Here is a 25833-nt window from a genome sequence, read left to right as displayed (position 1 = left end):
GGGTGGATCGGCATCCCGCATACAAAGTCGCGGGCTACAAGGTCAGTGCAGCCCGGACGCGCAGGTCAGTGCAGCCCGGACGCGGCGTCCGCGTCGACGAGCCACAGCGTCTCCTGGAGGCCCTGGACCTGAGCTGCCGACGACGCGCTGGGTTCTGCGCCGTGCACTCCGTTCCGGACAGCCTCCGCCTTGTCAGCTCCTGCGACCAGGAACCACACCCGGTCTGAACGGCGCAGCGTCTCGAACGTCAGCGTGATCCGGGTCGGAGGCGGCTTGGGTGAGTCATGGACGGCGGCTGCCGCGACGCCGGAGGTGAGCTGGTCGGGGTGCCCCGGGAACAAGGATGCGATGTGGCCGTCCGGACCGACGCCGAGCAGCATGACGTCGAACGTAGGGGACGGCTCGCCGTCTGGGGCCGCGGAGGCCAGCTCAGCCGCATAGCGGCTCGCCGCCGCAGCGACGTCGTCGCCATCGGGCCCGTCTGGGCCCGGTATGGCGTGGACCCGCCTCGGGTCCAGCGGCACGGAGCCCAGCAGAGCCTCCCGGTTCTGGGTCTCGTTGCGGTCGGGGTCGCCGGACGGCAGGAACCGCTCGTCGCCCCACCACACGTGCAGCCGACCCCAGTCCACCGCGTCCCGGCCGGGGCTCGCCCCGAGCGACGCGAGGATGGCCGACCCCATCGAGCCGCCGGTGAGGACGACATGTGCTTCGCCACGGGCGGCCTGGGCGTCGACCAGGGCTACCAGCAGCCGCGCGCCGGAGAGGTCGGCGAGGACCTGCTTGTCGGGGTGGACGACCACCCGGGCGGGCGTGCTCACCGCGACTTCTTCGCTGCCGGCTTGCCGCTGCCGGCCGCCGCCTTTGCCCCGTCAGGGGCACGGTCACGGTCACCGTCGCGGTCGGCGGCACCGTCAGCCCCCGTCGTGACCTTCGCGAGCTTGCTGGCCGCAGCGTGCTTGACCGCCGTGTCGTCCGCCGGCTTCTCCGCAACTGAACCGGCGCGCACCATGGCGGAGCTGGACGCGTGATGGTTCTGCCGGCGCAACCGGCGCACCTCGGCAGCCGCCTCCTGGGTCGAGGGCGCGTCACCCTCACGGACGGCCTCGCCGGCCGTCACGGTCTTCGCACCCACCCGGGGCAGCCCCTTGCGGATCGTCTCCTCGTACACGTCGTCGGGGTCCAGACGACGGAGCTCGTCGGCCAGGCACTCGGCCGTGGCACGCCGAGCCAGCGTGATCCGCCGGACCGGCTGCCTGGGCTGGGTCAGGGTCGCCGTCGTACCGTCCGGCCTGACGAGGTCCACCGCGCCGCTGCGCCGCTCCAGCCGCACGCTCACCATCCCGGTGCCTGCGCGGCTGCGGGCGCGAGTCACCTTGCAACGCAACGTCTGGGCGAGCCAGGCCGCCAGAAGGTCGGTCGACGGCGAGTCGCTGCCTCCGGTGACGGTGGCCTCGAGCACCGGTTCGTACGGCGGCTGGTCGAGGGCCGCCGCCAGCAGACCACGCCACAGCGTGATGCGGGTCCACGCCAGGTCGGTGTCGCCGTCGGCATACGTCTTGGCGCGCGCCTGCAGCGCCTTGCGCGGGTTCTTGGTGGCCGCGGCATCGGTGATCCGGCGCTGGGCCATGGACCCGATCGGGTCCGCAGAGACGTTGGGCGGCGCCTCCTGCGGCCACCAGGCGACCACAGGGGAGTCCGGCAGCAGCAGCGGCGTGACGACGCTGCGCCCGTGCTCGGTCAGCGCGCCGTAGAGCCGGAGCACGACGACCTCGCTGGCTCCCGCGTCACCTCCGACCCGGATCTGGCCGTCCAGCCGGGACACGCCCCTCTTGTTGCCCAGCACCACCGCGATGATCCGGCAGGGATGCTGACGACTGGCCGCGTTGGCGGCCTCGATGGCCTCCTCGGCATCCTGCTCGTCGACGACGATGACGAGCGTCAGCACGCGGCCCAGGGCCATCGCGCCCGTGTCCTGCCGGAGCTGGACGAGCTTCTTGCTGATGGCGACGGTCGAGGTGTTGGGCAGGTCGACGATCACGGCATCCTCCAGGCGCGGCCGTCACGATGCATCATCTCGTCGGCACTGGCCGGTCCCCAGCCGCCCGAGAGGTACGGCTCCGGGTTGACCTTCTGCTTGGCCCAGAACGCCTCGACCGGGTCGAGGATCTGCCAGGACAGCTCGACCTCCTCATGCCGCGGGAACAGCGGTGGGTCACCGAGGAGCACGTCGAGGATGAGCCGCTCGTATGCCTCTGGGCTCGACTCGGTGAAGGAGCGGCCGTACCCGAAGTCCATGGTGACGTCCCGCACCTCCATCTGGGCACCGGGCACCTTCGCGCCGAACCTCATGGTGATGCCCTCGTCGGGCTGCACCCGGATGACGATGGCGTTCTGCCCCAGCTCCTCCGTCGCGGTGTCGTTGAACGGCAGGTGCGGGGCCTTCTTGAACACCACGGCGATCTCGGTCACCCGCTTGCCCAGCCGCTTGCCCGTGCGCAGGTAGAAGGGCACCCCTGCCCACCGACGGGAGTCGATCTCCAGCTTCAGCGCGGCATAGGTCTCGGTGCGCGAGCCGGCGGCGACGCCTTCCTCCTCGAGGTAGCCGCGTACCTCCTCGCCGCCCTGCCAGCCGGCTGCGTACTGGCCGCGGGCAGTGGCCCTGGACAGGTCCTTGGGCAGCCGCACCGCCGACAGGACCTTCTCCTTCTCCGCGCGCAGGTGCTCGGCGGCGAAGGACACAGGCTCCTCCATCGCGGTGAGGGCCAGCAGCTGCAGCAGGTGGTTCTGGATGACGTCCCGCGCGGCGCCGATGCCATCGTAGTAGCCGGCGCGGCCGCCGATGCCGATGTCCTCGGCCATGGTGATCTGGACGTGGTCGACGTAGTTGGCGTTCCACACCGGCTCGAACATCTGGTTGGCGAAGCGCAGCGCCAGCAGGTTCTGGACGGTCTCCTTGCCGAGGTAGTGGTCGATCCGGAAGACGGCGTCCGGAGGGAACACGCCCTCGACGATGTCGTTGAGCTCCCGGGCGCTCTTCAGGTCGTGGCCGAACGGCTTCTCGATGACCACGCGCCGCCAGGAGTCACCGGCCGGCTTGCTCAGGCCGGACCGCTCGAGCTGCTCGCACACCACCGAGAACATGCTGGGTGGGATGGAGAGGTAGAACGCCTGGTTGCCACCGGTGCCTCGCTCGTCCTCGAGCGACTTCACCGTCTCGGACAGCAGGTCGAACGCGGCGGGGTCGTCGAAGACCCCTGGTACGAAACGGAACCCCTCCGCCAGGTTGCGCCAGACACTCTCCCGGAACGGCGTCCGGGCGTGCTGCTTGACCGCCTCGTACACGACCTTCCCGAAGTCCTGGTCGGCCCAGTCGCGACGGGCGAACCCGACGAGGGAGAAGCCTGGGGGCAGGAGCCCACGGTTCGCCAGGTCGTAGATCGCGGGCATGAGCTTCTTGCGAGCGAGGTCCCCCGTGACGCCGAAGAGGACCAGCCCGCACGGGCCGGCGATGCGCGGAAGCCTCTTGTCGCGTGGGTCCCGCAGGGGGTTGCTCTCCTGCGTCACGCGCGTCGGACTCATACGGTGCCTTTCGTGGGCGGCAGCTCGGACAGCGCCTTGACGACCTGGCGCAGGCCGGAGTCGTGGTCGGTGAGGTGCAGCTGGAGTACAGGCCGGTGGTGCTCCGCGAGCACTTGCGCGTCGCCCGCGGCCTGGGAGGCGATGAAGTCGCCGAAGGTGAAGTCACGTCCCGGGATGGACAGGTCCTCGTGCGGAGCGGTGGTGACCTGCAGGTAGACGCCCGTGGTAGGACCACCCTTGTGGAACTGCCCCGTCGAGTGCAGGAACCGGGGACCCCAGCCGAACGTGGTGGGCCGTCCGGTATGCCGGGCGACTCCCGGTCGGACCTGCGCCAGCTCGGCGTCGCGCAGGCGGTCGAGGTAGGCCATCACGGCGACGTAGCCGTGCTCGCGGTCCAGCTCGCCGAAGAGCGCCGCCACAGCGTCCGGCACGGTCTTCGCCTCGCCCAGCCAGTCGCCGCCTAGGGCGCGGATCTCGACCGCGCCGTCCGTGGCAGCAGGCTCTGCGGCGGCTCCGACCCCCTGGTCCAGCAGGGCGCGTGCGGCCTTCTTCGCGCTCTCCACGTCCGGCTGGTCGAACGGGTTGATCCCCAGCAGACGCCCGGCAGCCGCCGTAGCGACCTCCCACAGGAGCAGCTGCGCCCCGAGCGGCCCGCTGACGCGCACCTCCGACCGGTCGGAATCCACCTCCACGTCTGCCTCGACCTGCACGTCGTCGGCGTCGGAGTCGCTCACCAGTCGCGCCACCGTGACGTCCGCGGCCGGCGCGGCGACCTCCGGGTCGCCGCCACCACCCACGACGACCGGAAGGACCCCGGTGCCCTGCTTGCCCGTGCTCTCGGCGATGAGCTGCTCCGCCCAGTCGGCGAACCCGACGATGCCGGAACCGTCGTCGACGAGGACGAGCTTGTCCCGCAGGGGAGAGGTCCCGGCCATGGCCGCGGCCAGCCGCAGCCCCGGGTTGGCGTCGTCGTCTGCGCTGAGCACGTCGGACACGGCCTCCGCGTCGTCGAGGAGGGCTTCGAGGTCGGCACCGGCCAGACCGGACGGGACGAGCCCGAAGGCGGTCAGCGCGGAGTAGCGGCCGCCCACGTTCGGGTCTGCGTTGACCACGCGGTAGCCGCCGGACCGAGCCTCCTCGTCCAGGGGGCTGCCGGGGTCGGTGACGACGACGATCCGAGCGGTCGGGTCGATGCCCTCGGCCTCGAACGCCGCCTGGAACGCGCGCCGCTGGGAGTCCGTCTCGACCGTGGAGCCGGACTTGCTCGACACAACCACGACCGTGCGCTGCAGGTCCACGATCGCCTCGCGCACCATGTCCGGCTGGGACGAGTCCAGCACCACGAGCTCGACGCCGGCCGTCGCGCAGATGACCTCGGGCGCCAGGGACGAGCCGCCCATGCCGCACAGCACCACGCGGTCGACGCCGTCGGAGCGCAGCTGGTCCCGCAGCGCCGCCACCTCACCGACCAGCGGGCGGGAAGCGCGCGGCAGGTTGACCCACGACAGGCGGACCGCCGACTCGGACTCCGCCTCGGAGCCCCACAGTGTGGCGTCCTGGGCGAACAGCCTGCTGGCGAACCGGGCGTCGACGAGGTCCGGCACTGCCGTCGTGATCGCATCCGCCGCCGCGCCGGACGCCACCACGCCGAGTGCGCTCACTTGGTGCTCTGCTCCGCGTCGGCGCGGGCCAGGTCGAGGTCGTGCTGGGCCTCGTCGATGAGCTCGCCCCAGGAGGCCTCGAACTTCTCGACACCCTCGCGCTCCAGCTGGGCGGTCACGTCGGCGTAGGAGATGCCCAGCGCCTCCAGCCGGTCCAGGACCTCGGAGGCCTCGGCGTAGCGTCCGGTGATGGTGTCCCCGGTGATCTCGCCGTGGTCCGCCACCGCGTCGAGGGTCTTCTCCGGCATGGTGTTGACGGTGTTCGGCGCCACCAGCTCGGTGACGTACATGGTGTCCGGGTAGGCCGGGTCCTTCACACCGGTGGAGGCCCACAGCGGCCGCTGCGCGTGTGCGCCGTCGTCCTCGAGATTCTTCCAGCGCGGGGTGGAGAAGACCTCCTCGTACGCCTGGTAGGCGAGACGCGCGTTGGCCACCGCGGCCTTGCCCTTCAGCCCGGCTGCCTCCGATGCCCTGTCGCCGTCGGTCGCGTCGAGGCGCTTGTCGACCTCGGTGTCGACACGGGAGACGAAGAAGGAGGCGACCGAGTGGATCCGGGACAGGTCCCGGCCCTTCTCGCGGGCCTGCTCCAGGCCGGTGAGGAAGGCGTTCATGACGCCGCGGTACCGGTCGAGGGAGAAGATGAGGGTCACGTTGACGCTGATGCCCTCGGCAAGGACCTGCGCGATCGCCGGCAGCCCCTCCACGGTGGCGGGGATCTTGATGAGCACGTTGGGTCGGTCCACCGCGGCGGCGAGCTCCTTGGCCTGGTCGACCGTCTTGCCGGTGTCGTGGGCCAGCCGCGGGTCCACCTCGATGGACACGCGACCGTCCTTGCCTTCCGTGGACTCGTATACCGGGAGCAGGATGTCGCAGGCGTTGCGCACGTCGGCAGTGGTGAGCCCGAAGACCGTCTCGTCGACGTCCTTGCCCTCCGCGGCGAACCGGCGCAGGTCCGCGTCGTACCGGTCGCCCTTGGCCAGCGCCGCCTGGAAGATCGAGGGGTTCGTCGTCACCCCGACGACACCCTTGCGGTCGATGAGCTCCTGGAGGTTCCCGGTCTCGATGCGGTCGCGCGAGAGGTCGTCGAGCCAGATGGACACGCCGTTGTCGGCCAGTGCCTGGAGTGCGGTGTTGTCAGTCACGTGAGTCACTTCCCTTTGCCGGCTGCGCTCTTTCTCGCAGCGCTCTTCTTGGTCGTGGTGTCTGTGGCCTGCGTGGGAGGGACCTCCGCACGCGGCCGGGTCTGGGTGACCGAGGCCGCGGCACTGCTGCCGGCCGTCGCCCTGGCGTCCTTGAGCGATTCCTTGGCCGCCTTGACGACGGCCTCGGGGGTGATGCCGAACTCCCGGTAGAGGGTCTTGTAGTCCGCGGACGCGCCGAAGTGCTCGATGCTGATGCTGCGGCCGGCGTCGCCGACCAGGTCATGCCAGCCCAGGGAGACGGCCGCCTCCACGCTGACCCGCGCCCGCACGTCGGGCGGCAGGACACGGTTCTGGTACGCCCGCCCAGCCTCCTCGAACCACTCGCGGCACGGCATGGAGACCACACGAGTGGCAACGCCCTGGCGCTCCAGAGATTCCCTGGCCTCCAAGGCGATCGAGACCTCCGACCCGGTGGCGATCAGGATGACGTCCGGCTTGCCCTTGCCGTTCTCACCGCCGTCCACCAGCACGTACGCGCCCTTGGCCACCCCGGTGGTCTTCGCGTACTTCTGGCGGTCGATGACCGGCAGGTTCTGGCGGGTGAGGGCCAGGCCGGCGGGCCGCGCGTTGCGTAGGACCTGCGCCCACACTGCCGCGGTCTCGTTCGCGTCGGCCGGACGGACCACGTCGAGACCAGGGATGGCCCGCAGCGCCGCGAGGTGCTCGATCGGCTGGTGGGTGGGACCGTCCTCGCCCAGGCCGATGGAGTCGTGCGTCCACACGTACGTCACCGGGATCTGCTGGATGGCGGCCAGCCTCACGGCAGGGCGCATGTAGTCGGAGAACACCAGGAACGTGCCGCCGTACGGGCGGGTCAGCCCCTCGAGCGCGACGCCGTTGAGGATCATCCCCATGGCGTTCTCACGGATGCCGAAGTGCAGCGTCCGCCCGTACGGGCCGCCCTTCCACTCTCGCGTCTGCTTGCTCCGCGGGATGAAGGACGGCTCTCCCTCCATCGTCGTGTTGTTCGACTCGGCGAGGTCGGCGGACCCGCCCCAGAGCTCCGGCATCACGTCGGCCAGGGCGGTGAGCACCTTGCCGGAGGCGGCCCGCGTGGCCAGACCCTTCTCGGTGTCCGTGGGGAAGACCGGGAGCGCCTTGTCCAGGCCTTCGGGGAGCCGGCTGTCGACGAGCCGGTCCAGCAGCGCAGCGCGCTCGGCGTCCGCCTTGCGCCACGCGGCATACGCCTTGTTCCACTGCTTGTGCGCGGCCTTGCCGCGGCCGACCACCTTGCGCGCGTGCGTGAGGACCGGCCGCTCGACCTCGAAGGTCCTCTTGGGGTCGAAGCCCAGAAGCTCCTTGGTGGCCTCGACCTCCGCGTCCCCCAGAGCCGATCCGTGCGACTTCCCGGTGTCCTGCTTGGTCGGGGCCGGCCAGGCGATGATGGTGTGCAGGCGTACGAGGGTGGGGCGCTTGCCGTTCTTCGACCTCTGCAGCGCGGTGTAGAGGGCGTCGACGTCCTCGACGTAGTCCTCTCCCCGGCCGTCGCCGCGCCAGTCGACGTCGACGACGTCCCAGCCGTAGGCGCGGTACCGCATCGCCACGTCCTCGGAGAACGAGATGTTGGTCTGGTCCTCGATGGAGATCTGGTTGGCGTCGTAGATGACGGTGAGGTTGCCGAGCTCCTGGTGCCCCGCGAGCGAGCTCGCCTCTGACGACACGCCTTCCATGAGGTCGCCGTCCGAGGCGATCACCCAGACATGGTGGTCGAAGGGGCTCTCGCCGGGCTTCGCGTCCGGGTCCAGGAGCCCGCGCTGACGTCGCTGGGCCATCGCCATGCCGACCGCCGACGCAAGGCCCGACCCCAGTGGGCCGGTGGTGATCTCGACGCCGGTGGTGTGGTGGACCTCTGGGTGGCCGGGAGTCAGGGAGCCCCAGGTACGCAGAGCCTTCAGGTCGTCGAGCTCCAGGCCGTAGCCGGAGAGGTAGAGCTGGATGTACTGGGTGAGGCTGGAGTGCCCCGCCGAGAGCACGAACCGGTCGCGACCGAGCCACGCCGGGTCACTCGGGTCGTGCGTCATCACCTGCTGGAACAACAGGTACGCCGCTGGCGCCAGGCTCATCGCCGTACCCGGGTGACCGTTGCCCACCTTCTGGACGGCGTCCGCCGCGAGAAGGCGAACCGTGTCGACGGCGCGGACGTCGAGGTCGGTCCACCCCGCCTTGCGGGCCACCGGTCGAGGCAGCTCGGAGCTTCGCTTACGGGCTGGCTTGGACTTGGGCGAGCGGGTGGCGGTGGGCACGGATTGGGTCTCCTCACGATGAGCGTCAGAGTCGGCGCACGACGACGATCCGAGACTAGTCCCGAGGGTGACCCGCGTCGCATCCAGTCCGGCCGCACCGTGCCAGCCACCGTGCCAGCCACGGTGCCCGCCACGCTGCCCGCCACCCGGTCCGGTCCCGTCCAAGGGCGGCAGCCGCCCGGGGATAGACTGCGTGAGCCGGCGGGCCGCTTGCCGGGCCCGATCTCGCAACCACCCGACGAAGGACGCCGTGACCGCTCTCGATCCGACTGCCCGGGTCTCCGCGTCGTCGGCGCCGGCACGTCGCGGTGGGAAGGCGGCGGCATACCTGGCCCTCACCAAGCCAAGGATCATCGAGCTGCTCCTCGTCACGACGGTGCCGGTGATGTTCTTGGCGCAGAAGGGCGTTCCCTCCCTCTGGCTCATTGTCGCGACGCTCGTGGGTGGCACCTTGAGCGCCGGTGCCGCCAACACGTTCAACTGCGTCTACGACCGGGACATCGATGCGCAGATGCACCGCACGAGCAACCGTCCGATGGTCACCGGAGAGGTGTCGCCTCGCGAGGGCCTGGTGTTCGGGACGGCTCTGGCCGTCGGGTCCACCGTGTGGCTCGCGCTCACGGTGAACCTGCTTTCCGCGTCGCTGTCGCTCGGTGCGATCCTGCTGTACGCAGTGGGGTACACGATGATCCTCAAGCGCCGCACCGCGCAGAACATCGTGTGGGGAGGAGCCGCCGGGTGCATGCCCGTACTGATCGGCTGGTCGGCCGTGACGAGCTCCCTGTCGTGGTCGGCGCTGGTGCTCTTCCTCGTCATCTTCTTCTGGACGCCCCCGCACTACTGGCCCCTGTCGATGAAGTTCAAGGACGACTACGCGGCCGCTCACGTGCCGATGCTGCCCGTCGTCGAGCGTTTCGTGGTGGTCGCGCGGCAGATCGTGGCGTACTCGTGGGCGATGGTGGCCAGCTCGCTCCTCCTGGTCTGGGTCAACCCGATGGGGTGGGTGTACCTGGTGACCGCGCTGGCCGTCGGAGGTCTCTTCCTGGCGGAGGCGCACCGGCTGCTGCGGGCGGCGAGGACCGGCGAGGGACCGCGGGTGCTGCGACCCATGCGGCTGTTCCACTTCTCCATCACGTACGTCGGCATCCTCTTCCTCGGCGTGGCTCTGGACCCGTTGCTCTACCTGCCGCTGCGCTGACCGCCGAGCCCCCGAGCCCCTTAGCCGGCCCCACGGCGGTGCCGCCCGCGGCATACTCTCTCGGGCCCGCGGCAACCGTCCCGGGCGCTCGGCGACGCGAGGAGCGCACCATGGCGTGGAGTCCCAGCCAGATCGGCGACCTGTCCGGTCGGACCGCGATCGTGACCGGCGCCAGCTCGGGAATCGGGCTGGTGGAGGCCAGGACGCTGGCCGAGCACGGCGCCCACGTCGTCCTCGCAGTGCGGAACACGGAGGCCGGCCGCGCGGCGGCGGCCGGCATCGACGGCAGCACCAAGGTCGAGGCGCTGGACCTGGCCTCGCTGGACTCGGTGCGCGGCTTCGCCGCCCGGGTCGACGGGCCCGTCGACCTGCTGGTCAACAACGCCGGCGTGATGTCACCGCCCACCCGGCGCACCACCGCCGACGGGCTGGAGCTGCAGTTCGGGACCAACCACCTCGGTCACTTCGCGCTCACGGCGCTACTCCTGCCGACGCTGCTCGCTGCGCCGTCCCCGCGGGTCACGACGGTCGCCTCGCTGGCCCACCACCAGGGGGACGAGCAGGTCCTCGAGGGGAACCCCGCTCAGGGGTACAGGGCGCGGTCCTCCTACGGACGCTCCAAGCTGGCGAACCTGCTCTTCGCGCTGGAGCTGCACCGCCGGGCAACCGCGGCCGGCTCGCGGCTCACCTCGACGGCGGCTCATCCGGGGGTGGCCGTGACGAACCTCGTCGCCAGCCGCGACGGGATGGGGGCACGGTGGGCGGTCCGCACGCTTGCGCCCCCGCTCATGCGGCTGGTGCTTCCCGGCGCCGAGGGCGGAGCGGAGGCGGTGTTGTATGCCGCCACCGTGGCAGCGCCTGGGACCTACACCGGGCCGCAGGGGCGCGGCGAGGTCCGCGGGCGCGTCGGACCGGCGAGGCTCAGCCGGCTGGCGACCGACGAGGACCTGGCGGGTCGGCTGTGGACCGTCAGCGAGGAGCTCACGGGCGTCAGGTTCGACCTCTGAGCGCGTAGGGGAGAGGCGGCCGGCTCAGCCGGCGATGCGGAGACGGACCATGGCGCGGGTCAGAGCGACGACGAGCAGGGACGCGAGCAGCATGTGAAGCAGCACGACCGCGCACGGAAGGCCGGTGAAGTACTGGGTGTAGCCGACCACTGCCTGGGCGACCGTCACGCCCAGGACGGCCGCCCAGGCGCGTGCGGCCGCGGCCCGCTCACCGGTGAGTCTGGTGGTCACCCATACGGCGACCACGAGCCCGCAGAAGAGCATGACGGCATCGGCGTGCAGCCAGGAGACGCTTCGCGGGTCCAGTGCGAACCGCGCCGGCTCGTCGGCGTCCCCCGAGTGCGGCCCCGACCCGGTCACCACCGTGCCGAGCAGCAGCACTGCTGCCGCCACCGCGCACGTCACCCAGGCGAGACGCTCCACCAGCGCCGGCACCGCGAGGCGGCGTGGGCCGGGCCGCTCCGAGGCCCGGAACACCAGGTACGCGGCCGCGGCGACGAGCGTCATGGACACGAGGAAGTGGGCCGCGACGGTGACCGGGTTGAGGCCGGTTCTCACGGTCACCCCACCGAGCACGGCCTGGACCGCGACCCCGGCGAGCACGATCCAGGCCGGCACCACGAGGTCCCGACGGCTTCCGGCCCAGCGCCACACGGCAAACACAGAGGCCACCGCCGCGATGCTCACGACGCTGGTCAGGGTTCGGTTGCCGAACTCGATGTACCGGTGCCAGCCCTCCGCCTGATGTGGCACAGGCGTGTACGAGCCCGGGACGCACTGCGGCCAGGTGGGGCAGCCGAGTCCGCTGCCGGTGAGGCGCACCAGCCCACCGGTGACCACGATGAGCACCTCGACCACCAGGTTGGCCAGGAGGATCCGCCGGAGCCACGGGTGCCCGGAGACAGCGCGGGCCGGGGCCTGGGCCGACGTCGAGGCGGGTGCGGCGGTCACGCCATGAGGGTACGTCTCCGGTGGAACCCTGAGGCCGTTGGGGGAGTCACCTCGTGGTGCCGGTCCCGGTTCTCTGGCTGACTGGCGCCATGGACGGTGGACGGCGGGTTCAGGTGGCACTCGGGTATGCCGCGTTGCTCTCGCTGGCCGTCGTGACGCAACGCCCTTCGTGGCTGCTGGCGATGCTCGTCGTCGCGTCGGCGTGGAGCGCCGTAGGGGTCGTCGCTCAGTCGCCCCAGCGGAAGAAGCGTCGCGCCAGCAGGGTGGCGGCCAGGCCCCACGCTGCCAGCACCGCCCAGTCCCCCAGCCTCACCTGGCCCGCGACCAGCGCTGCGCGCAGGCTGTCCCCCAAGGCTCCGGAGGGCATGAGCTCCACGACCGGCGCCAGGCGTCCCGGGAGCTCCGTGCCTGGGACGACGACTCCGCCGAGGGCCAGCAGACCCAGCCAGACGAGGTTGGCCAGTGCCAGCACACCTTCGGCTCGGACCGTGCCGGCCAGCAGAAGGGCGAGTGCCACGAACGCCCAGGTGCCGAGCAGGATGGCGGCGAGTGCCGCGGGGATGCCGCCAAGGTGGGGCTCCCACCCCAGCACGGCACCGAGGACGACGATGGCCAGCAGCTGCAGCGCCACGACCGACAGCACCGCGGCCGCCTTGGCCAGCAGCAGGCCGGTGCGCCCCAGGGGGGAGGCCCCGAGCAGCCGGAGCACGCCGTAACGCCGGTCGAACCCGGTCGAGATCGCCTGGCCGGTGAACGCGGAGGAGATGACACACAGTGCAAGGACGCCCGGTACGGCGAGGTCCACCCGGCGGCCGTCACCCAGCGACACGGCCTCGGAGTGGACGAGGCCGACGAGAACCGCGGCCGGAAGGACCAGGGCCACCAGGAGCTGCTCGCCGTTGCGCATCAGGGTGCCGGTCTCGAAGCGCGCCTGGGACAGCACCCGGTGCAGCCCCGGCGCGGCCGCGCCCCGAGAGGCGGCCGCCGACGCGGGGGAGGGCGCCGAGCGTGCCGGGTCCGGGGCGGACCTCATGCCACCGACCGCCCGGTGAGGGCGAAGTAGCGGTCCTCGAGCCGGCCACCGTGAGTGACCTCCGCGAGGGTGCCCTCCGCGACGACGTGGCCTCGGGCGACGACGACGATGTGGTCGGCGAGCCGCTCGGCCTCCTCGAAGGAGTGGGTGGTCAGCACCACGGCACTGCCCGCCGTCGCTGTGGACCGCACGAGGTCCCAGACCTCGAGCCTGGCGTGGGGATCGAGCCCGGCACTCGGCTCGTCGAGGAACGCGACCTCGGGCCTGCCCACCAGGGCGGCGGCGAGGGCGACCCGCTGACGCTGCCCTCCGGAGAGCCGACGGATCGAGGTGCCGGCGAACTCGTCGATCCCGAGTCGCTCCACCAGGTCGGCGACCGGTGCAGGACGGGCGTACAGCGTGGCCAGGTGGTGCAGCAGGCGAAGGGGCCGCGCGGCGTTGGGCAGGCCACCGTCCTGGAGCATCACGCCGACCCGGGCTCGGTGGTCCGGTCCCGCGCGCCACGGGTCGACGCCGAGGGTCCTCACCTCACCGGAGTCCGCACGCCGCAGCCCTTCACAGCACTCCACCATCGTGGTCTTGCCTGCGCCGTTCGGGCCGAGGACCGCGGTGATGCGACCAACGTCGGCCTTCCAGCTCGCCCCGTCCAGCGCGGTCACCTGGCCGTATCGCTTGGCGAGTCCGGAGACGGCGACGGCGGGTGGCACGACACGAGTCTAGGTCGGCGAGGGGACCCCTCCGCCGCCGACCCGCGCTGAGGTGGCCCGGCCCCAGAGCCTGGGCAGGCTCCCCATACGCCGGCCTACCTCAGGGACGAACCGTGGAGGCATCGACCCACCCACACCAGGAGCATCCGATGAGCCTCAACGCCCACCCTTACGTCGTTCTCGCCGAGCAGCAGTGGAAGCTGGAGAGCCTCGGCCGGGCCAACATCGCCTCAGACGTCCAGCCGCGCAGTGCCCCCCGCAGCCCGGTCCGTCGGTTGCACTGGTTCTGGGACCGGGTCGCCACGCACGCCCCGCGCCCTGTCTGAGCGCCGTCCTGAGCGCCGTCCTGAGCACTGTCCTCAGCACGGTCCTAAGGATCGCCTGCTGCCTCGCTGAAGCGGCGACCTCGAGATAGGGCAACCGCCTGATGTGGCTGCCCACCTCAGACGACGACCGTGGTGGTCATCACCACGAGAAGGAGCACGAACCATGAGCATCACCGCAGACCCCCTCTTCATCGCAGCAGAGGTGCAGTGGCGCAGGGACAATCTGTCCCGGGGCCTTGACACCGTCGTCGCAGCCAGGCACCACGGCGCTGGCCTGCGTGCAGCCCTGAAGCGGCTTGGTGCGGGCCGGCACGGCACCGGCGACCGCGGCGGTCGTCCCGGGAACGAGCACCCTCGGCGGCGCGACCCGCGACAGGGGCTCCCGCGCACGCCGCGTCCGGCCTGAGCGCCGCGACGATGGCCGCGCCCCGGCTGGAAACCCGCGGCGCCGTGTCCCAGACCTCCGACATAATCGATGCCGTGGGTTTCGAGCGCGGGGCGGCAGGGGCGTTCGTGGGCCGCGAGGCGGAAGCCGCACGGCTGGAGGGGCTGCTCGGCCTCGACGGAGCGTCACGGTCGGCCATGGTGCTGCTGTCGGGGGACGCCGGTATCGGCAAGACCCGACTGCTGTCCGAGATGGTAGCCATCGCCCGGGCGGCGGGTCACGTGGTGCTGGTGGGCCACTGCCTCGGCGAGGCGGGCCAGTCGCTTCCCTACCTGCCGTTCATCGAGGTTCTCGGCCGGCTCGAGGCCGATAGGCCTGAGGTGATCGACCGCCTCGTCGCGGCACACCCAGGGCTGCAGCGGCTGGTACCCGGACGCAGGGGGGACGCAGCCACCCAGGAGGCGTCGCTGGGCATGGCTGACCGAGGCGACCTGGTGGAGGCGGTACACGCGGCGCTGGAGGACCTTGCCGCGGTGGCCCCGGTGCTCCTCGTCGTCGAGGACGTCCACTGGGCCGACCAGTCGTCCCGCGACCTGCTGACCCTCCTGTTCACCCGTGGCTTCTCCGCCCGCGTCAGCGTGGTCGCGTCCTACCGCAGCGACGACCTGCACCGTCGTCATCCCCTGCGCGCGACGCTGGCCCACTGGTCCCGGCTTGCCGAGGTCGAGCGGCTCGACCTCGCACCGCTGCCGGACCAGGCGGTCGGTGAGCTGGTCCGGGGGCTGGCCGCCAGGCAGCTGCCGGAGGAGGAGGTCCTTCGCGTCGTGCAGCGTGCGGAGGGCAACGCGTTCTTCGCCGAGGAGCTCGTTGCCGCCGCCGCGGTTCACCGGGGCGCGGTCGCGGAGGACCTCTCCCGCCTGCTGCTCGTGCGGTTCGACCAGCTCGGCACCGCGGGGCAGCACGTCGTGCGGATGGCCTCGGCGGCCGGGCGGCAGGTCTCGCATCTGCTGTTGGCGGCCGTCGCGGGGCTGGACGTGGCAGAGCTGGACTCGGGCCTGCGCGATGCGGTGGAGCATCACGTGCTCATCCCCTCCGAGAGTGGTGGCTACGCCTTTCGCCATGCCCTGCTCGGCGAGACGGTCTACGACGACCTGCTTCCGGGTGAGCGGGTCCGCGCCCACGACCGGTATGCAGCGGCGCTGGCCGCCGACCGCACCCTCGGCACGTGGGCGGAGCTGGCGCGGCACGCGACGGCCGCTGGACAGCTCGCGCTCGCGCGGGACGCCAGCGTCCAGGCAGGGGACTCGGCGTTGCGGATGGCTGGCCCCGAGGAGGCCTTCCGTCACTTCAGCCAGGCGTTGGCCCTCAAGCCGGAGACCGAGGACGACCTCGACTCCATCACGCTGCGAGCTGCGGCAGCCGCGACCGCGGTCGGCCGCCAGCTGAAGGCCCTCGAGCTCGTCGAGGCCCGACTCGCCCGGCGCAGCCCGGACGCATCGCCGGCAGGCAGGGCGGAGCTGCTCGCCGCGCTGGCCGCGACAGCGAGGATCACCGAGAGCACCCTGGACACGCTGGCCGCCACGAAGGAGGGGCTCGGGCTGCTGGACGGGGTCGACGATCCGCACCCCCAGACCCGGGCGCGGCTGCTGGGGGCTCGGGTGCAGGCCCTGGCCGACCGCGGCCGCGACGAGGAGGCACTCAGTGCCGTCGACGATGCCGTGGGCGCGGCGGAGCTCGCCGGTCTCCCGGACGTGGCGGACGAGGTGCGGGTCGTGTCGGCCCGCATCCTGGAGCGCGCCGGGGATCCCGAAGGCTCCCGCCGGACCCTCGAGCGCATCATCGCCACCTCGCGGGCCCCGGGGGACCCCGCGGAGGTCCGCGCCTACCACCACCTGGGCTGGCTGCACCACCGGGCCGGACGGCTCGACGAGGCGGTGGACGTCTACCGGCGGGGGGTGGACCGTGCCCGCGGCGCGGGTCGTCCATGGGCGCCGTACGCGTTCGACGGGCGGCTGCTCGCCGGCATCGCCGCATATGAACGGGGTCGCTGGGAGGATGCGCTCGAGATCCTCGACGTCCACGGGGAGGCTCCGCCAGAACCCGCGGGCTCGCTTCTGGTGGGCGCTCGGATGTACGTGGCGGCCGGGAGGGGACAGCTGGAAGCCGTCACAGGGGTCGAGCTGACCCGTCCGTGGTGGGAGAGCGAGGGGCTCGTGGCCCTGCTCGTCGGGAGCGCCGCCGTGGACCTTTTCGGCCAGGCGGGCGACCTGCCCGCCGCCATCGCGGTCCACGACGAGGTCGTCGAGCTGCTGACGCGGGTGTGGCACCCGTTGTTCCAGGGGCAGCTGCGGCTCGGCACGCTGCTGCTGGGTCAGCTCGGCAGCCACATCCAGCGCGTTCCGACTGCCGAGCGACCGGCGCTGCTCGACCGGGCCGCACAGCTGGCGCAGTGCTCGCAGGAGGTGTGGGAGCACGCCACCGAGCGCCCCGGCAACGACGGCCCCGAGTCGACTGCCTGGCTCGCGCGGTCCCGGGCGGAGGCCCTCCGGGTCCGCTGGCTGGGCGGCGAGGAGGTCGAGCCGTCCGTCATGGCGTCCGCCTGGCGGGCCGCCGTGGACGCGTTCGACCGCTACGGGCATCCGTACGAGACGGCACGGTCACGGGCCCGGCTGGGCGCGGTGCTGCGCGCCAGCGGTGACCCGGCTGCTGGTCAGGAGCTCAGGGCGGCGCTCGCGGCCGCCCAGGAGCTCGGTGCCGAACCTCTTCGGACCGAGATCAGGACCGGGGCGGGACCGCTGACGCCGACCAGACAGGTGGACCGCCACGGCGAGGCGCTGACCTCTCGCGAGCGCGAGATCCTCGAGCTCGTGGCGCTGGGCCGCAGCAACCGCCAGATCGGCACCCAGCTGTTCATCAGCGCCAAGACGGCCAGCGTCCACGTCTCGAACATCCTGGCGAAGCTCGGGGTGGCCGGCCGCGGGGAGGCAGTGGCGGTGGCTCGCGACAAGGGCCTGCTCGACTGAGCCTCTCCTTCCCGACCGGACTCACGATTTTGTGCGTGTCGCGCGCTCGGGAGCTTCGACACGCACCAAAAACGTGAGTCTGGTCGAGGGCGGTGCGCGGTGTCGAGGGGTGCGGGCGGCGTGTTGAGGGCAGGTTAGGGGGGCCTTGCTTTCGCGTTCGCAGCCCAATTACGTAACATTGGTGTTGTGAATATCGCGGTGTCGACTGGCGAGGCTCCCCTCGCGCTGGAGTCGCGCACCCGGGACCGGGTGCTGCAGGCCATCAGCGAGCGCGGGCCGATCACCGCCGTCGTGCTCGCGGAGGACCTCGGACTGACGGCTCCCGCCGTCCGTCGTCACCTCGAGAACCTCGTGGATGCAGGCCTCATCGCCGAGCGAGAGCCTGCCTCCTCCGGCGCTCACCGTGGTCGCGGCCGTCCGGCCCGCGCCTACGTCGTCAGCGAGGCAGGTCACCAGGCACTGGAGTCGGACTACGACCACCTCGCCACCGAGGCGCTGCGGTTCCTGTCGGCCGAGGCCGGCGACGCGGCGGTCCGCCGGTTCGCCGAGCAGCGCGTTGCCCAGCTCGAGCAGCGGTATGCCGCGCAGCTGGCCGACGTCCACGGCTCCGCGGGTGACCGGGTCGACGCACTGGTGGCTCTGCTGACCCAGGACGGCTTCGCCGCCTCTGCCCGCCCGATGGGCGGGCCGCCGGGAGCCGCGCGCCTCGCCGGCATCCAGCTGTGTCAGGGTCACTGCCCGGTCCAGCACGCGGCACGGGAATTTCCTCAGTTCTGTGACGCTGAGACAGATGCGTTCTCCCGGTTGCTCGGAGTGCACGTCCAGCGGCTGGCGACGCTTGCGCACGGTGACCACGTGTGCACCACCTTCGTCCCGACCAGCACCTTCGTCCCGACCAGCACGGTCGTCGCCCCCGCAGCGGTCGCCGCTCCCGCTGACGCGAGTATCGCCACTGCCACGTCGGCCACGGCCAGGACTGCCCCAATGACTGCCAGCACGACCGCCACTACGACTGCCCCCACCATGGAAGGGTCCACGCGATGAGCACCCACATCGAGGAGCGTAACCCGGGTCTGAAGGACCTCGGTCGCTACGAGTACGGCTGGGCCGACAGCGACACCGCCGGCGCCACCGCCAAGCGCGGCCTCAACGAGGACGTCGTCCGCGACATCTCCGGGCGCAAGAACGAGCCGCAGTGGATGCTCGACCTGCGGCTGAAGTCCCTGCGGCTGTTCGGCAAGAAGCCGATGCCCAGCTGGGGCTCGGACCTGACCGGGATCGACTTCCAGAACATCAAGTACTTCGTGAAGTCGACGGAGAAGCAGGCGACCACCTGGGACGAGCTCCCGGCTGACATCAAGAACACGTACGACAGGCTCGGCATCCCCGAGGCGGAGAAGCAGCGCCTCATCGCGGGGGTCGCAGCCCAGTACGAGTCCGAGGTCGTCTACCACCAGATCCGCGAGGACCTGGAGCAGAAGGGCGTCATCTTCGTCGACACCGACACCGGCCTGCGCGAGCACGAGGACCTGTTCCGCGAGTACTTCGCCTCGGTGATCCCCGCCGGCGACAACAAGTTCGCCGCGCTGAACACGGCCGTGTGGTCCGGTGGCTCGTTCATCTACGTGCCGCCGGGCGTGAATGTCGACATCCCGCTGCAGGCCTACTTCCGGATCAACACCGAGAACATGGGCCAGTTCGAGCGCACCCTGATCATCGCCGACGAGGGCTCGTACGTGCACTATGTCGAAGGCTGCACGGCGCCCATCTACAAGTCGGACTCGCTCCACTCCGCCGTGGTCGAGATCGTCGTGAAGAAGAACGCGCGCGTCCGGTACACGACCATCCAGAACTGGTCGAACAATGTGTACAACCTCGTCACCAAGCGGGCGACCGCGGCCGAGGGGGCGACGATGGAGTGGATCGACGGGAACATCGGCTCGAAGGTCACCATGAAGTACCCCGCCGTGTTCCTGCTCGGCGAGCACGCGCGAGGCGAGACGCTGTCGATCGCCTTCGCGGGCGAGGGGCAGCACCAGGACGCGGGCGCCAAGATGGTGCACGCCGCCCCGCACACCTCGTCCCACATCGTCTCGAAGTCCGTGGCACGAGGCGGCGGGCGGACCTCCTACCGCGGTCTCGTGCAGATCCTGGACGGCGCCTACGGCTCGAAGTCGAACGTCGTCTGCGATGCCCTGCTGGTCGACACCATCAGTCGCTCGGACACCTACCCCTACGTGGACATTCGCGAGGACGACGTGACCATGGGGCACGAGGCCACCGTCTCGAAGGTGTCCGAGGACCAGATGTTCTACCTCATGTCCCGCGGGATGACGGAGGAGGAGGCCATGGCCATGATCGTGCGCGGGTTCGTCGAGCCCATCGCGCGCGAGCTGCCCATGGAGTACGCCCTCGAGCTCAACCGCCTGATCGAGCTGCAGATGGAAGGAGCCGTCGGCTGATGAGCCTTCTGGCCCAGAAGAACCCCTCCGCACCCGGCGCAGCAGCGCATACGGACTCCGCAGCGGCGTTCGTCCCCGACCAGTCACGAGCCGAACGGAAGCGCTCGTACGAGGTCGACGACTTCGCTGTGCCCGGTGGCCGAGAGGAGGACTGGCGGTTCACCCCGGTGGACCGGCTGTCCGCGCTGTTCCACGTGCACCCGACCGACACGGACAGGCTCACCGTCGAGGTGGTCGCCCCCCAGGAGGTGACCACCTCGTCCGTCGAGCCCCGCGCCGCCGGAGTCCTCGTGCCCGCCGACCGGGCCTCCGTCGTCGCCTGGGCGGGCGAGCCGGACGCGACCCGGGTCAGCATCCCCGCGGAGGCGGAGCTCACCGAGCCGGTCCGCATCACCGTCACGGCTCGCGACCTCGCTCGCGTCAACGGCCACCTCGTCATCGACGCCGGCCGACACTCGCGCGCGACCGTGGTGCTGACCCACCGCGGTTCCGCCGAGTGCGGGGCCAACGTGGAGCTCAAGGTCGGGGACGGTGCAGAGCTCACGTTCGTCACGGTCCAGGAGTGGGACGACGACGCCCTGCACCTGACCCAGAACGACGCGGTGATCGGACGCGACGCGCGGCTGCGCCACATCGCGGTCACGCTGGGCGGCAAGGTCGTGCGTGTCTCGACGAACGCCCGCTACTCCGGTCCCGGCGGGTCGTTCGAGGGCCTGGGCGTGTACTTCGCCGACGCGGGACAGCACCAGGAGCACCGGCTCTTCGTCGACCACGAGGCACCGCACTGCCGCTCCAACGTGGAGTACAAGGGGGCGCTCCAGGGCGACACCGCCCACACCGTATGGGTGGGCGACGTCCTGATCCGCGCCAGTGCGGAGGGCACCGACACCTACGAGCTCAACCGCAACCTCGTGCTCACCGACGGGGCGCGGGCGGACTCGGTCCCCAACCTGGAGATCGAGACCGGCGAGATCGTCGGCGCCGGGCACGCCTCGGCCACCGGTCGCTTCGACGACGAGCAGCTGTTCTACCTCCAGGCCCGCGGCATTCCGGAGGACGTCGCCCGCCGCCTGGTGGTGCGCGGCTTCTTCGCGAGCATCGTGGCGCGCATCGGCGTCCCCGAGGTGTCCGAGCACCTGATGGAGGTCATCGACGCCGAGCTGTCCGGGGCCGTCGCGCAGCCGGCGGTGGAGGGCGCGGCATGAGCGCGCAGCCACTGGGTCCCGAGCCACTGAGCGCTGAGGAGACCGACTTCGTGCGGGTGTGCCGGGTCGAGGAGCTGCCCGAGGTCGGCGTGGCCGCGGCTGACATCAACGGCAGGGTCGTGGCGATCGTGCACACCGGCGACGGGTCCATCCACGCCGTCGACGACACCTGCAGCCACGCCAACGTTTCCCTCTCCGAGGGTGAGCTCGACGGCTGCACGCTCGAGTGCTGGCTGCACGGCTCCCGGTTCGACGTCCGCACCGGCGAGCCGTCCGGACCGCCGGCGATTGTGCCCATCAACGTCTATGCCGTGAAGGTCGAGGACGACGAGGTCTACGTCTCCACGACGCCGCAGAACGTCTGAGCCTGGCCGGGGCCACGCCCTGTAAAGCCGAAACCCCCTGATCCCCAGCCTGAACGCCAAGAACCGAGGAACGAGAACCATGTCAACACTGGAAATCCGTGGCCTGACCGTCACCGTCGATGTCGAGGGCGGAGTCAAGGAGATCCTCCGCGGCGTCGACCTGACCGTGCGGTCGGGGGAGACGCACGCGATCATGGGCCCCAACGGCTCCGGCAAGTCCACCCTCGCGTACTCCATCGCCGGCCACCCGAAGTACACCGTGACCGGTGGCACGGTCACCCTCGACGGCGAGGACGTGCTGGCCATGTCGGTCGACGAGCGGGCCCGCGCAGGCGTCTTCCTCGCGATGCAGTACCCGGTCGAGGTGCCTGGCGTCACGGTCAGCAACTTCCTGCGGACCGCCAAGACGGCGGTCGACGGGCAGGCGCCCAAGCTCCGCACCTGGGTCAAGGACGTCAAGGAGGCGATGGGTGCGCTCCGCATGGACCCGGCCTTCGCCGAGCGCAATGTCAACGAGGGGTTCTCCGGCGGGGAGAAGAAGCGCCACGAGATCCTGCAGATGGAGCTGCTCAAGCCCCGCATCGCGGTGCTGGACGAGACCGACTCGGGCCTCGACGTGGATGCGCTGCGGGTCGTGTCCGAGGGGGTCAACCGGGTCAAGGAGAACACCGACGTCGGGGTGCTGCTCATCACGCACTACACACGGATCCTGCGCTACATCAAGCCCGACTACGTCCATGTCTTCGTCGACGGCAGGATCGTCGAGGAGGGCGGTCCCGAGCTGGCCGACCGTCTCGAGGCCGAGGGCTATGACCGCTACGTCGGCGCCCAGGCCTGAGCCGGACCACCGAGCCTGGCCGACCTCATCCGGACCACCGAAGCCCGAGCGACCTACGAGGAGCCCCGTGAGCGACACGCCTTTCAGTGACGGCGAGCTGGCCCGCATCCGGGCGGGCTTCCCGATCCTGTCGAGGACGGTCCGCGACGGGAAGCCGCTCGTCTACCTGGACTCCGGGGCGACGTCACAGCGCTATGCCGGGGCCCTGGACGCCGAGCGCGCCTTCAGCGAGCAGGTGAACGCTGCCGTGCACCGCGGCGCCCACCAGCTGAGCGAGGAGGCGACCGACGCCTACGAGGGCGCCAGGGCCACGGCGGCACGGTTCGTCGGCGGGGCCGCCGACGAGGTGGTCTTCACCAAGAACGCCACCGAGGCGCTCAACCTCGTGGCGTACGGCTTCTCCAACACGGTGGGTGGGCAGGCCAAGGACCCGCGGCTGACCGTGGGAGCGGGCGACGAGATCCTCGTCACCGAGATGGAGCATCACGCCAACCTCGTGCCGTGGCAGGAGCTGGCGCGGCGCACCGGTGCCACCCTGCGCTGGCTCGGCGTCACAGACGAGGGGCGTCTGGACCTGTCCCAGCTCGGGTCCACGCTGACCGAGCGCACCAAGGTCTTCGCTTTCACCCACGTCTCGAACGTGCTCGGCACGGTGAACCCGGTGCGGCGGCTCACGGAGGCGGCGCGGGCTGTCGGAGCCCTCACCGTCCTGGATGCCTGCCAGGCCGCGCCACACCTCGCCCTCGACGTGACTGCCCTCGGGGTGGACTACGCCGCGTTCTCGGGACACAAGATGTTCGGGCCGACCGGCGTCGGTGTGCTGTGGGGCCGGCGTGACCTCCTCGCGGCCATGCCGCCCTTCATCACCGGCGGCTCGATGATCGAGACGGTGACCATGGAGGCCACGACGTACGCGGCGCCGCCGCAGCGCTTCGAGGCAGGTTCGCCGAACTCTGCCCAGGCCGTTGGTCTCGCTGCCGCGATCGACTACCTGGGGGAGCTGGGCCTGGACCGGGTTGCGGCACATGAGCACGCGTTGACCGAGCGGCTGCTCGAGGGCCTGGCCCAACGGCCCTGGGTCCGCGTGGTGGGCCCGACCGGCTCCACCGACCGGGTGGGCGCCGTCTCGTTCGTGGTCGAGGGCGTCCATGCCCACGACGTGGGCCAGGTGCTCGACGACCAGGGTGTGGCCGTCCGGGTCGGGCACCACTGCGCCTGGCCGCTCCACCGACGCATGCGGGCGACCGCTACCGCGCGCGTCAGCGTCGCGGCGTACACCACGCCCGGCGAGGTCGACGCCATGCTCGAGGCGCTGGACCGCGTACCGGCGGTATTCGGAGTGGCGAGCTGATGGACCTCTACCAGGAGCTCATCCTCGAGCACTCGAAGCGACCGCACCACGCCGGCTTGCGTGAGCCGTTCGCAGCTGAGGTGCACCACGTCAACCCCACCTGCGGCGACGAGGTGACCCTGCGCCTCCAGGTCGAGGGGTCGGGCGCGGATGCCGTCGTGCGAGACGTGTCCTACGACTCCCTGGGCTGCTCGATCTCGACGGCGTCCGCCAGCGTGCTGGCCGACGAGGTGATCGGACGCACGGTCGCCGAGGCCCTGACCACGCATCATGCGATGCGGTCGATGCTGACCTCCAAGGGCGCAGACCCCGGCGATGAAGCCGTCATCGGCGACGGGGTGGCGTTCGCCGGAGTCGCCAAGTACCCCGCCCGCGTCAAATGTGCTCTGCTGGGATGGATGGCGTTCATCGACGCGTTGACCCAGGCAGGCATCGACATCGCACCACAGAGGACAAGCCATGGCTGAGACCACGACCGCAACCCCCAACGTCGCCGACATCGAGGAGGCGATGCGTGACGTCGTCGACCCCGAGCTCGGGATCAACGTCGTCGACCTGGGTCTCGTCTACGGCATCACCGTCGACGCGCAGAAGCACGCCGTACTCGACATGACTCTCACCTCTGCGGCGTGCCCGCTGACCGACGTCATCGAGGACCAGACGGCCCAGGCGCTCGAGGGCCTCGTGTCGAGCTACCGGGTCAACTGGGTCTGGATGCCGCCGTGGGGTCCGGACAAGATCACGGACGACGGGCGCGAGCAGCTGCGAGCACTGGGCTTCAACCTCTGAGCCTGCGCGTCGTCGAGGTCGCCCCCGAGCGCCTCGACGGGTGGCTCGAGCGCTTCACCGCGAACAACGACGGGTCGACCGCACCACAACGGATCCGCGAGTGCCAGGACTTCCCGCACGACCCGCTCGGCGTGGTGCTGCTACGCCGCGGAGGGTATGCCGTGGGTCTGGCTCGCGGGCCCTCGTTCGTCGAGTCGAAGGTGGGTACGCGCCACGTCCAGTCCAGGACCGCGGCCGGCGGGTGGTCGCAGCAGAGGTTCGCGCGGCGTCGCGGCAACCAGGCGGACGAGCTGGTCCGTGCGGTGGCCGACCACACGCTTCGCATCCTTCCCCGCGGCATACCGGCCGGACTGGTGGTGGGCGGCGACCGCGCACTGGTGCGAGAGCTGCTCGGCGACGCACGCCTGGACCATCTCGTCGGCCTGCCGCGCCGCGAGCTCTACGACCTGCCTGACCCGCGCAGGTCCGTGCTCGAGGACGCCCTGAGGCGAGGCCGGTCCGTGCGCGTCACCGTGGAGGACGCCTAAAACGGGTGCGGGGAGGGCGGAGCCTGGCTACTCGACGTTGGCGACGCTGAACGTGTCGCACTCGTTGAGGTCGCCCGACCGGTACCCCTGGGTGAACCAGCGCTGCCTGGCCGCGGCGGAGCCGTGGGTCCAGGACTCCGGGCTGACCCTGCCCTGCGTCTTGCGCTGGATGCGGTCGTCGCCCACGGAGGCTGCCGCGGACAGCGCATCCTGAATGTCCTTCTGGGTCAACGGCTTCAGGAACGTCACGCCGTTCCTGTCCTTCGTCTCGGTGGCATGGTTCGCCCAGACACCGCCGAGACAGTCGGCCATGAGCTCGACCCTGACGCTCCCGCTCTGTTGTCCCTGAGGGTCCTGCTGCGCGCGGTCCAGCAGCCCGAGGAGGTCCTGGATGTGGTGGCCGTACTCATGCGCGACGACGTACTCCTGGGCCAGCGGTCCGCCGCTCGAGCCGAACTGGTCGGTGAGGATCTGGAAGAAGCTCGCGTCGATGTAGACCTGCTTGTCCAGCGGGCAGTAGAAGGGCCCGACCTGGTTGGAAGCCGTGCCGCAGGCCGACCGGGTCGAGCCGTTGTAGATGATCGTCTTGGCGGGCGTGTACTGCCGCTGGTACCGCGGCAGCTCCGTAGCCCAGAAGGCGTTCACCGAGTTCACCGTGGCGACCACCCGGCAGGTGTCGCTCCGGTTGGCGTCCGCCCCGGTCTTGCACTGCGCCAGCGCGCCCGGGTCCTCGCTCCCACCAGCCTGCACCTGTCCGCCCTGCGCCTGTCCTGGGCCGGTTCCCGAGCCGTCCGGGAGCGAGCCGGGGTTGATGCCGAAGATGAGTGCGATGACGAGCAGGATGATGCCGCCGATGCCTCCGCCGACCACCATCCCGCCCGGCCCGCCTCCGCCGCCGCCGGACCCGACCTGTGACGTGTCGAGCTGGACGTCGTCGTTGAAGCTCATCTGACCTCCATGGCCGGGGGGCGGGCGGGCGGG

Annotated in this window: 24 protein-coding genes; 14 read left to right on the top strand and 10 right to left on the bottom strand. The window is 71.0% G+C overall.

Annotated elements, in window-relative coordinates; all coding sequences use genetic code 11:
- Positions 1–65: 65 nt before the first annotated feature.
- Genes pgl through tkt form a run of 6 tightly spaced genes read right to left on the bottom strand, consistent with a single transcriptional unit; the run spans position 66 to position 8685 of the window.
- On the bottom strand, positions 66–818 hold the full coding sequence (gene pgl / locus PHA84_RS17410; protein ID WP_270889409.1) for a 6-phosphogluconolactonase: 753 nt from the start codon (positions 816–818) through the stop codon (positions 66–68).
- Complete coding sequence (gene opcA, locus PHA84_RS17405; RefSeq protein WP_270889408.1) at positions 815–2038, bottom strand: glucose-6-phosphate dehydrogenase assembly protein OpcA; 1224 nt, start codon at positions 2036–2038, stop codon at positions 815–817. Before opcA ends, pgl begins: the two co-directional genes overlap by 4 nt.
- Positions 2035–3579, bottom strand: coding sequence for a glucose-6-phosphate dehydrogenase (gene zwf, locus PHA84_RS17400; protein ID WP_270889407.1), 1545 nt, complete (start codon positions 3577–3579; stop codon positions 2035–2037). Before zwf ends, opcA begins: the two co-directional genes overlap by 4 nt.
- A complete protein-coding gene (locus PHA84_RS17395; protein ID WP_270889406.1) occupies positions 3576–5240 on the bottom strand; it encodes a glucose-6-phosphate isomerase in 1665 nt (554 codons plus the stop codon). The genes zwf and PHA84_RS17395 overlap by 4 nt, the downstream gene beginning before the upstream one ends.
- Positions 5237–6382 (bottom strand): transaldolase, encoded by a 1146-nt coding sequence (gene tal / locus PHA84_RS17390; protein WP_270889405.1) that lies wholly within the window; start codon positions 6380–6382, stop codon positions 5237–5239. Before tal ends, PHA84_RS17395 begins: the two co-directional genes overlap by 4 nt.
- Positions 6383–6387: 5 nt before the next feature.
- Positions 6388–8685, bottom strand: coding sequence for a transketolase (tkt, locus tag PHA84_RS17385; RefSeq protein ID WP_270889404.1), 2298 nt, complete (start codon positions 8683–8685; stop codon positions 6388–6390).
- Positions 8686–8935: 250 nt separating this feature from the next.
- On the opposite strand from tkt, the gene PHA84_RS17380 reads away from it, so the two are divergent.
- Together PHA84_RS17380 and PHA84_RS17375 are read left to right on the top strand one after the other, a co-directional pair.
- Positions 8936–9883, top strand: a complete 948-nt coding sequence (locus PHA84_RS17380) for a heme o synthase (RefSeq protein WP_270889403.1) — start codon at positions 8936–8938, stop codon at positions 9881–9883.
- A 110-nt stretch (positions 9884–9993) separates the two neighbouring features.
- On the top strand, positions 9994–10890 hold the full coding sequence (locus tag PHA84_RS17375) for an oxidoreductase (protein WP_270889402.1): 897 nt from the start codon (positions 9994–9996) through the stop codon (positions 10888–10890).
- 24 nt (positions 10891–10914) lie between these two features.
- Here PHA84_RS17375 and PHA84_RS17370 read toward each other — a convergent pair whose 3' ends face one another.
- The 3 genes from PHA84_RS17370 to PHA84_RS17360 form a co-directional block, all read right to left on the bottom strand.
- Complete coding sequence (locus tag PHA84_RS17370) at positions 10915–11841, bottom strand: COX15/CtaA family protein (protein ID WP_270889401.1); 927 nt, start codon at positions 11839–11841, stop codon at positions 10915–10917.
- Between the two features lie 226 nt (positions 11842–12067).
- Positions 12068–12874 (bottom strand): ABC transporter permease, encoded by an 807-nt coding sequence (locus PHA84_RS17365; protein ID WP_270889400.1) that lies wholly within the window; start codon positions 12872–12874, stop codon positions 12068–12070.
- A complete protein-coding gene (locus PHA84_RS17360) occupies positions 12871–13581 on the bottom strand; it encodes an ABC transporter ATP-binding protein (protein ID WP_270889399.1) in 711 nt (236 codons plus the stop codon). The genes PHA84_RS17365 and PHA84_RS17360 overlap by 4 nt, the downstream gene beginning before the upstream one ends.
- A 149-nt stretch (positions 13582–13730) precedes the next feature.
- Here PHA84_RS17360 and PHA84_RS17355 point away from each other — a divergent pair, with 149 nt between their 5' ends.
- The 12 genes from PHA84_RS17355 (at position 13731) to PHA84_RS17300 (ending at position 24852) form a co-directional block, all read left to right on the top strand.
- Positions 13731–13907, top strand: coding sequence for a hypothetical protein (locus PHA84_RS17355; protein ID WP_270889398.1), 177 nt, complete (start codon positions 13731–13733; stop codon positions 13905–13907).
- Positions 13908–14070: 163 nt separating this feature from the next.
- The gene (locus PHA84_RS17350) at positions 14071–14313 is read left to right on the top strand and encodes a hypothetical protein (RefSeq protein WP_270889397.1); all 243 of its coding nucleotides are present in this window, start codon (positions 14071–14073) and stop codon (positions 14311–14313) included.
- Positions 14314–14387: 74 nt separating this feature from the next.
- Positions 14388–17315: a helix-turn-helix transcriptional regulator gene (locus tag PHA84_RS17345; protein WP_270889396.1), complete on the top strand. Its 2928-nt coding sequence runs from the start codon at positions 14388–14390 to the stop codon at positions 17313–17315.
- A gap of 198 nt (positions 17316–17513) precedes the next feature.
- A complete protein-coding gene (locus PHA84_RS17340; RefSeq protein ID WP_270889395.1) occupies positions 17514–18359 on the top strand; it encodes a helix-turn-helix transcriptional regulator in 846 nt (281 codons plus the stop codon).
- Positions 18356–19777 carry a Fe-S cluster assembly protein SufB gene (sufB, locus tag PHA84_RS17335; RefSeq protein ID WP_270889394.1) on the top strand — a complete coding sequence of 474 codons (1422 nt, stop codon included), beginning with the start codon at positions 18356–18358 and terminating at the stop codon, positions 19775–19777. Before PHA84_RS17340 ends, sufB begins: the two co-directional genes overlap by 4 nt.
- Positions 19777–20982 carry a Fe-S cluster assembly protein SufD gene (gene sufD / locus PHA84_RS17330; protein ID WP_270889393.1) on the top strand — a complete coding sequence of 402 codons (1206 nt, stop codon included), beginning with the start codon at positions 19777–19779 and terminating at the stop codon, positions 20980–20982. The genes sufB and sufD overlap by 1 nt, the downstream gene beginning before the upstream one ends.
- Positions 20979–21347, top strand: coding sequence for a non-heme iron oxygenase ferredoxin subunit (locus PHA84_RS17325; protein WP_270889392.1), 369 nt, complete (start codon positions 20979–20981; stop codon positions 21345–21347). Before sufD ends, PHA84_RS17325 begins: the two co-directional genes overlap by 4 nt.
- 79 nt (positions 21348–21426) lie before the next feature.
- The gene (gene sufC / locus PHA84_RS17320) at positions 21427–22185 is read left to right on the top strand and encodes a Fe-S cluster assembly ATPase SufC (protein WP_270889391.1); all 759 of its coding nucleotides are present in this window, start codon (positions 21427–21429) and stop codon (positions 22183–22185) included.
- Between the two features lie 67 nt (positions 22186–22252).
- Positions 22253–23536: an aminotransferase class V-fold PLP-dependent enzyme gene (locus PHA84_RS17315; RefSeq protein ID WP_270889390.1), complete on the top strand. Its 1284-nt coding sequence runs from the start codon at positions 22253–22255 to the stop codon at positions 23534–23536.
- Positions 23536–24003, top strand: a complete 468-nt coding sequence (gene sufU, locus PHA84_RS17310; protein WP_270889389.1) for a Fe-S cluster assembly sulfur transfer protein SufU — start codon at positions 23536–23538, stop codon at positions 24001–24003. Before PHA84_RS17315 ends, sufU begins: the two co-directional genes overlap by 1 nt.
- Entirely contained in the window at positions 23996–24325 is a 330-nt protein-coding gene (locus PHA84_RS17305; protein ID WP_270889388.1) for a metal-sulfur cluster assembly factor, read from the top strand. The genes sufU and PHA84_RS17305 overlap by 8 nt, the downstream gene beginning before the upstream one ends.
- A complete protein-coding gene (locus PHA84_RS17300; protein ID WP_270889387.1) occupies positions 24259–24852 on the top strand; it encodes an acVLRF1 family peptidyl-tRNA hydrolase in 594 nt (197 codons plus the stop codon). Before PHA84_RS17305 ends, PHA84_RS17300 begins: the two co-directional genes overlap by 67 nt.
- A gap of 27 nt (positions 24853–24879) precedes the next feature.
- Here PHA84_RS17300 and ypfJ read toward each other — a convergent pair whose 3' ends face one another.
- Positions 24880–25800, bottom strand: coding sequence for a KPN_02809 family neutral zinc metallopeptidase (gene ypfJ / locus PHA84_RS17295; protein WP_270889386.1), 921 nt, complete (start codon positions 25798–25800; stop codon positions 24880–24882).
- Positions 25801–25833: the final 33 nt, after the last annotated feature.

Origin of the sequence: Pedococcus sp. 5OH_020 (genome assembly GCF_027812955.1) — a bacterium.
In the GTDB taxonomy this organism is placed as follows: Bacteria; Actinomycetota; Actinomycetes; order Actinomycetales; family Dermatophilaceae; genus Pedococcus.
This window is presented reverse-complemented; position numbering and strand designations above follow the sequence as displayed.

What these genes read in the sequence shown, in the direction of transcription:
- sufU (WP_270889389.1), top strand. Translation starts at nt 23,536, where the DNA reads ATGGACCTCTACCAGGAGCTCATCCTCGAGCACTCGAAGCGACCGCAC.
- PHA84_RS17375 (WP_270889402.1), top strand. Translation starts at nt 9,994, where the DNA reads ATGGCGTGGAGTCCCAGCCAGATCGGCGACCTGTCCGGTCGGACCGCG.
- ypfJ (WP_270889386.1), bottom strand. Translation starts at nt 25,800, where the DNA reads ATGAGCTTCAACGACGACGTCCAGCTCGACACGTCACAGGTCGGGTCC.
- PHA84_RS17365 (WP_270889400.1), bottom strand. Translation starts at nt 12,874, where the DNA reads ATGAGGTCCGCCCCGGACCCGGCACGCTCGGCGCCCTCCCCCGCGTCG.
- PHA84_RS17355 (WP_270889398.1), top strand. Translation starts at nt 13,731, where the DNA reads ATGAGCCTCAACGCCCACCCTTACGTCGTTCTCGCCGAGCAGCAGTGG.
- zwf (WP_270889407.1), bottom strand. Translation starts at nt 3,579, where the DNA reads ATGAGTCCGACGCGCGTGACGCAGGAGAGCAACCCCCTGCGGGACCCA.
- sufD (WP_270889393.1), top strand. Translation starts at nt 19,777, where the DNA reads ATGAGCCTTCTGGCCCAGAAGAACCCCTCCGCACCCGGCGCAGCAGCG.
- sufB (WP_270889394.1), top strand. Translation starts at nt 18,356, where the DNA reads ATGAGCACCCACATCGAGGAGCGTAACCCGGGTCTGAAGGACCTCGGT.
- PHA84_RS17350 (WP_270889397.1), top strand. Translation starts at nt 14,071, where the DNA reads ATGAGCATCACCGCAGACCCCCTCTTCATCGCAGCAGAGGTGCAGTGG.
- sufC (WP_270889391.1), top strand. Translation starts at nt 21,427, where the DNA reads ATGTCAACACTGGAAATCCGTGGCCTGACCGTCACCGTCGATGTCGAG.
- PHA84_RS17325 (WP_270889392.1), top strand. Translation starts at nt 20,979, where the DNA reads ATGAGCGCGCAGCCACTGGGTCCCGAGCCACTGAGCGCTGAGGAGACC.
- PHA84_RS17305 (WP_270889388.1), top strand. Translation starts at nt 23,996, where the DNA reads ATGGCTGAGACCACGACCGCAACCCCCAACGTCGCCGACATCGAGGAG.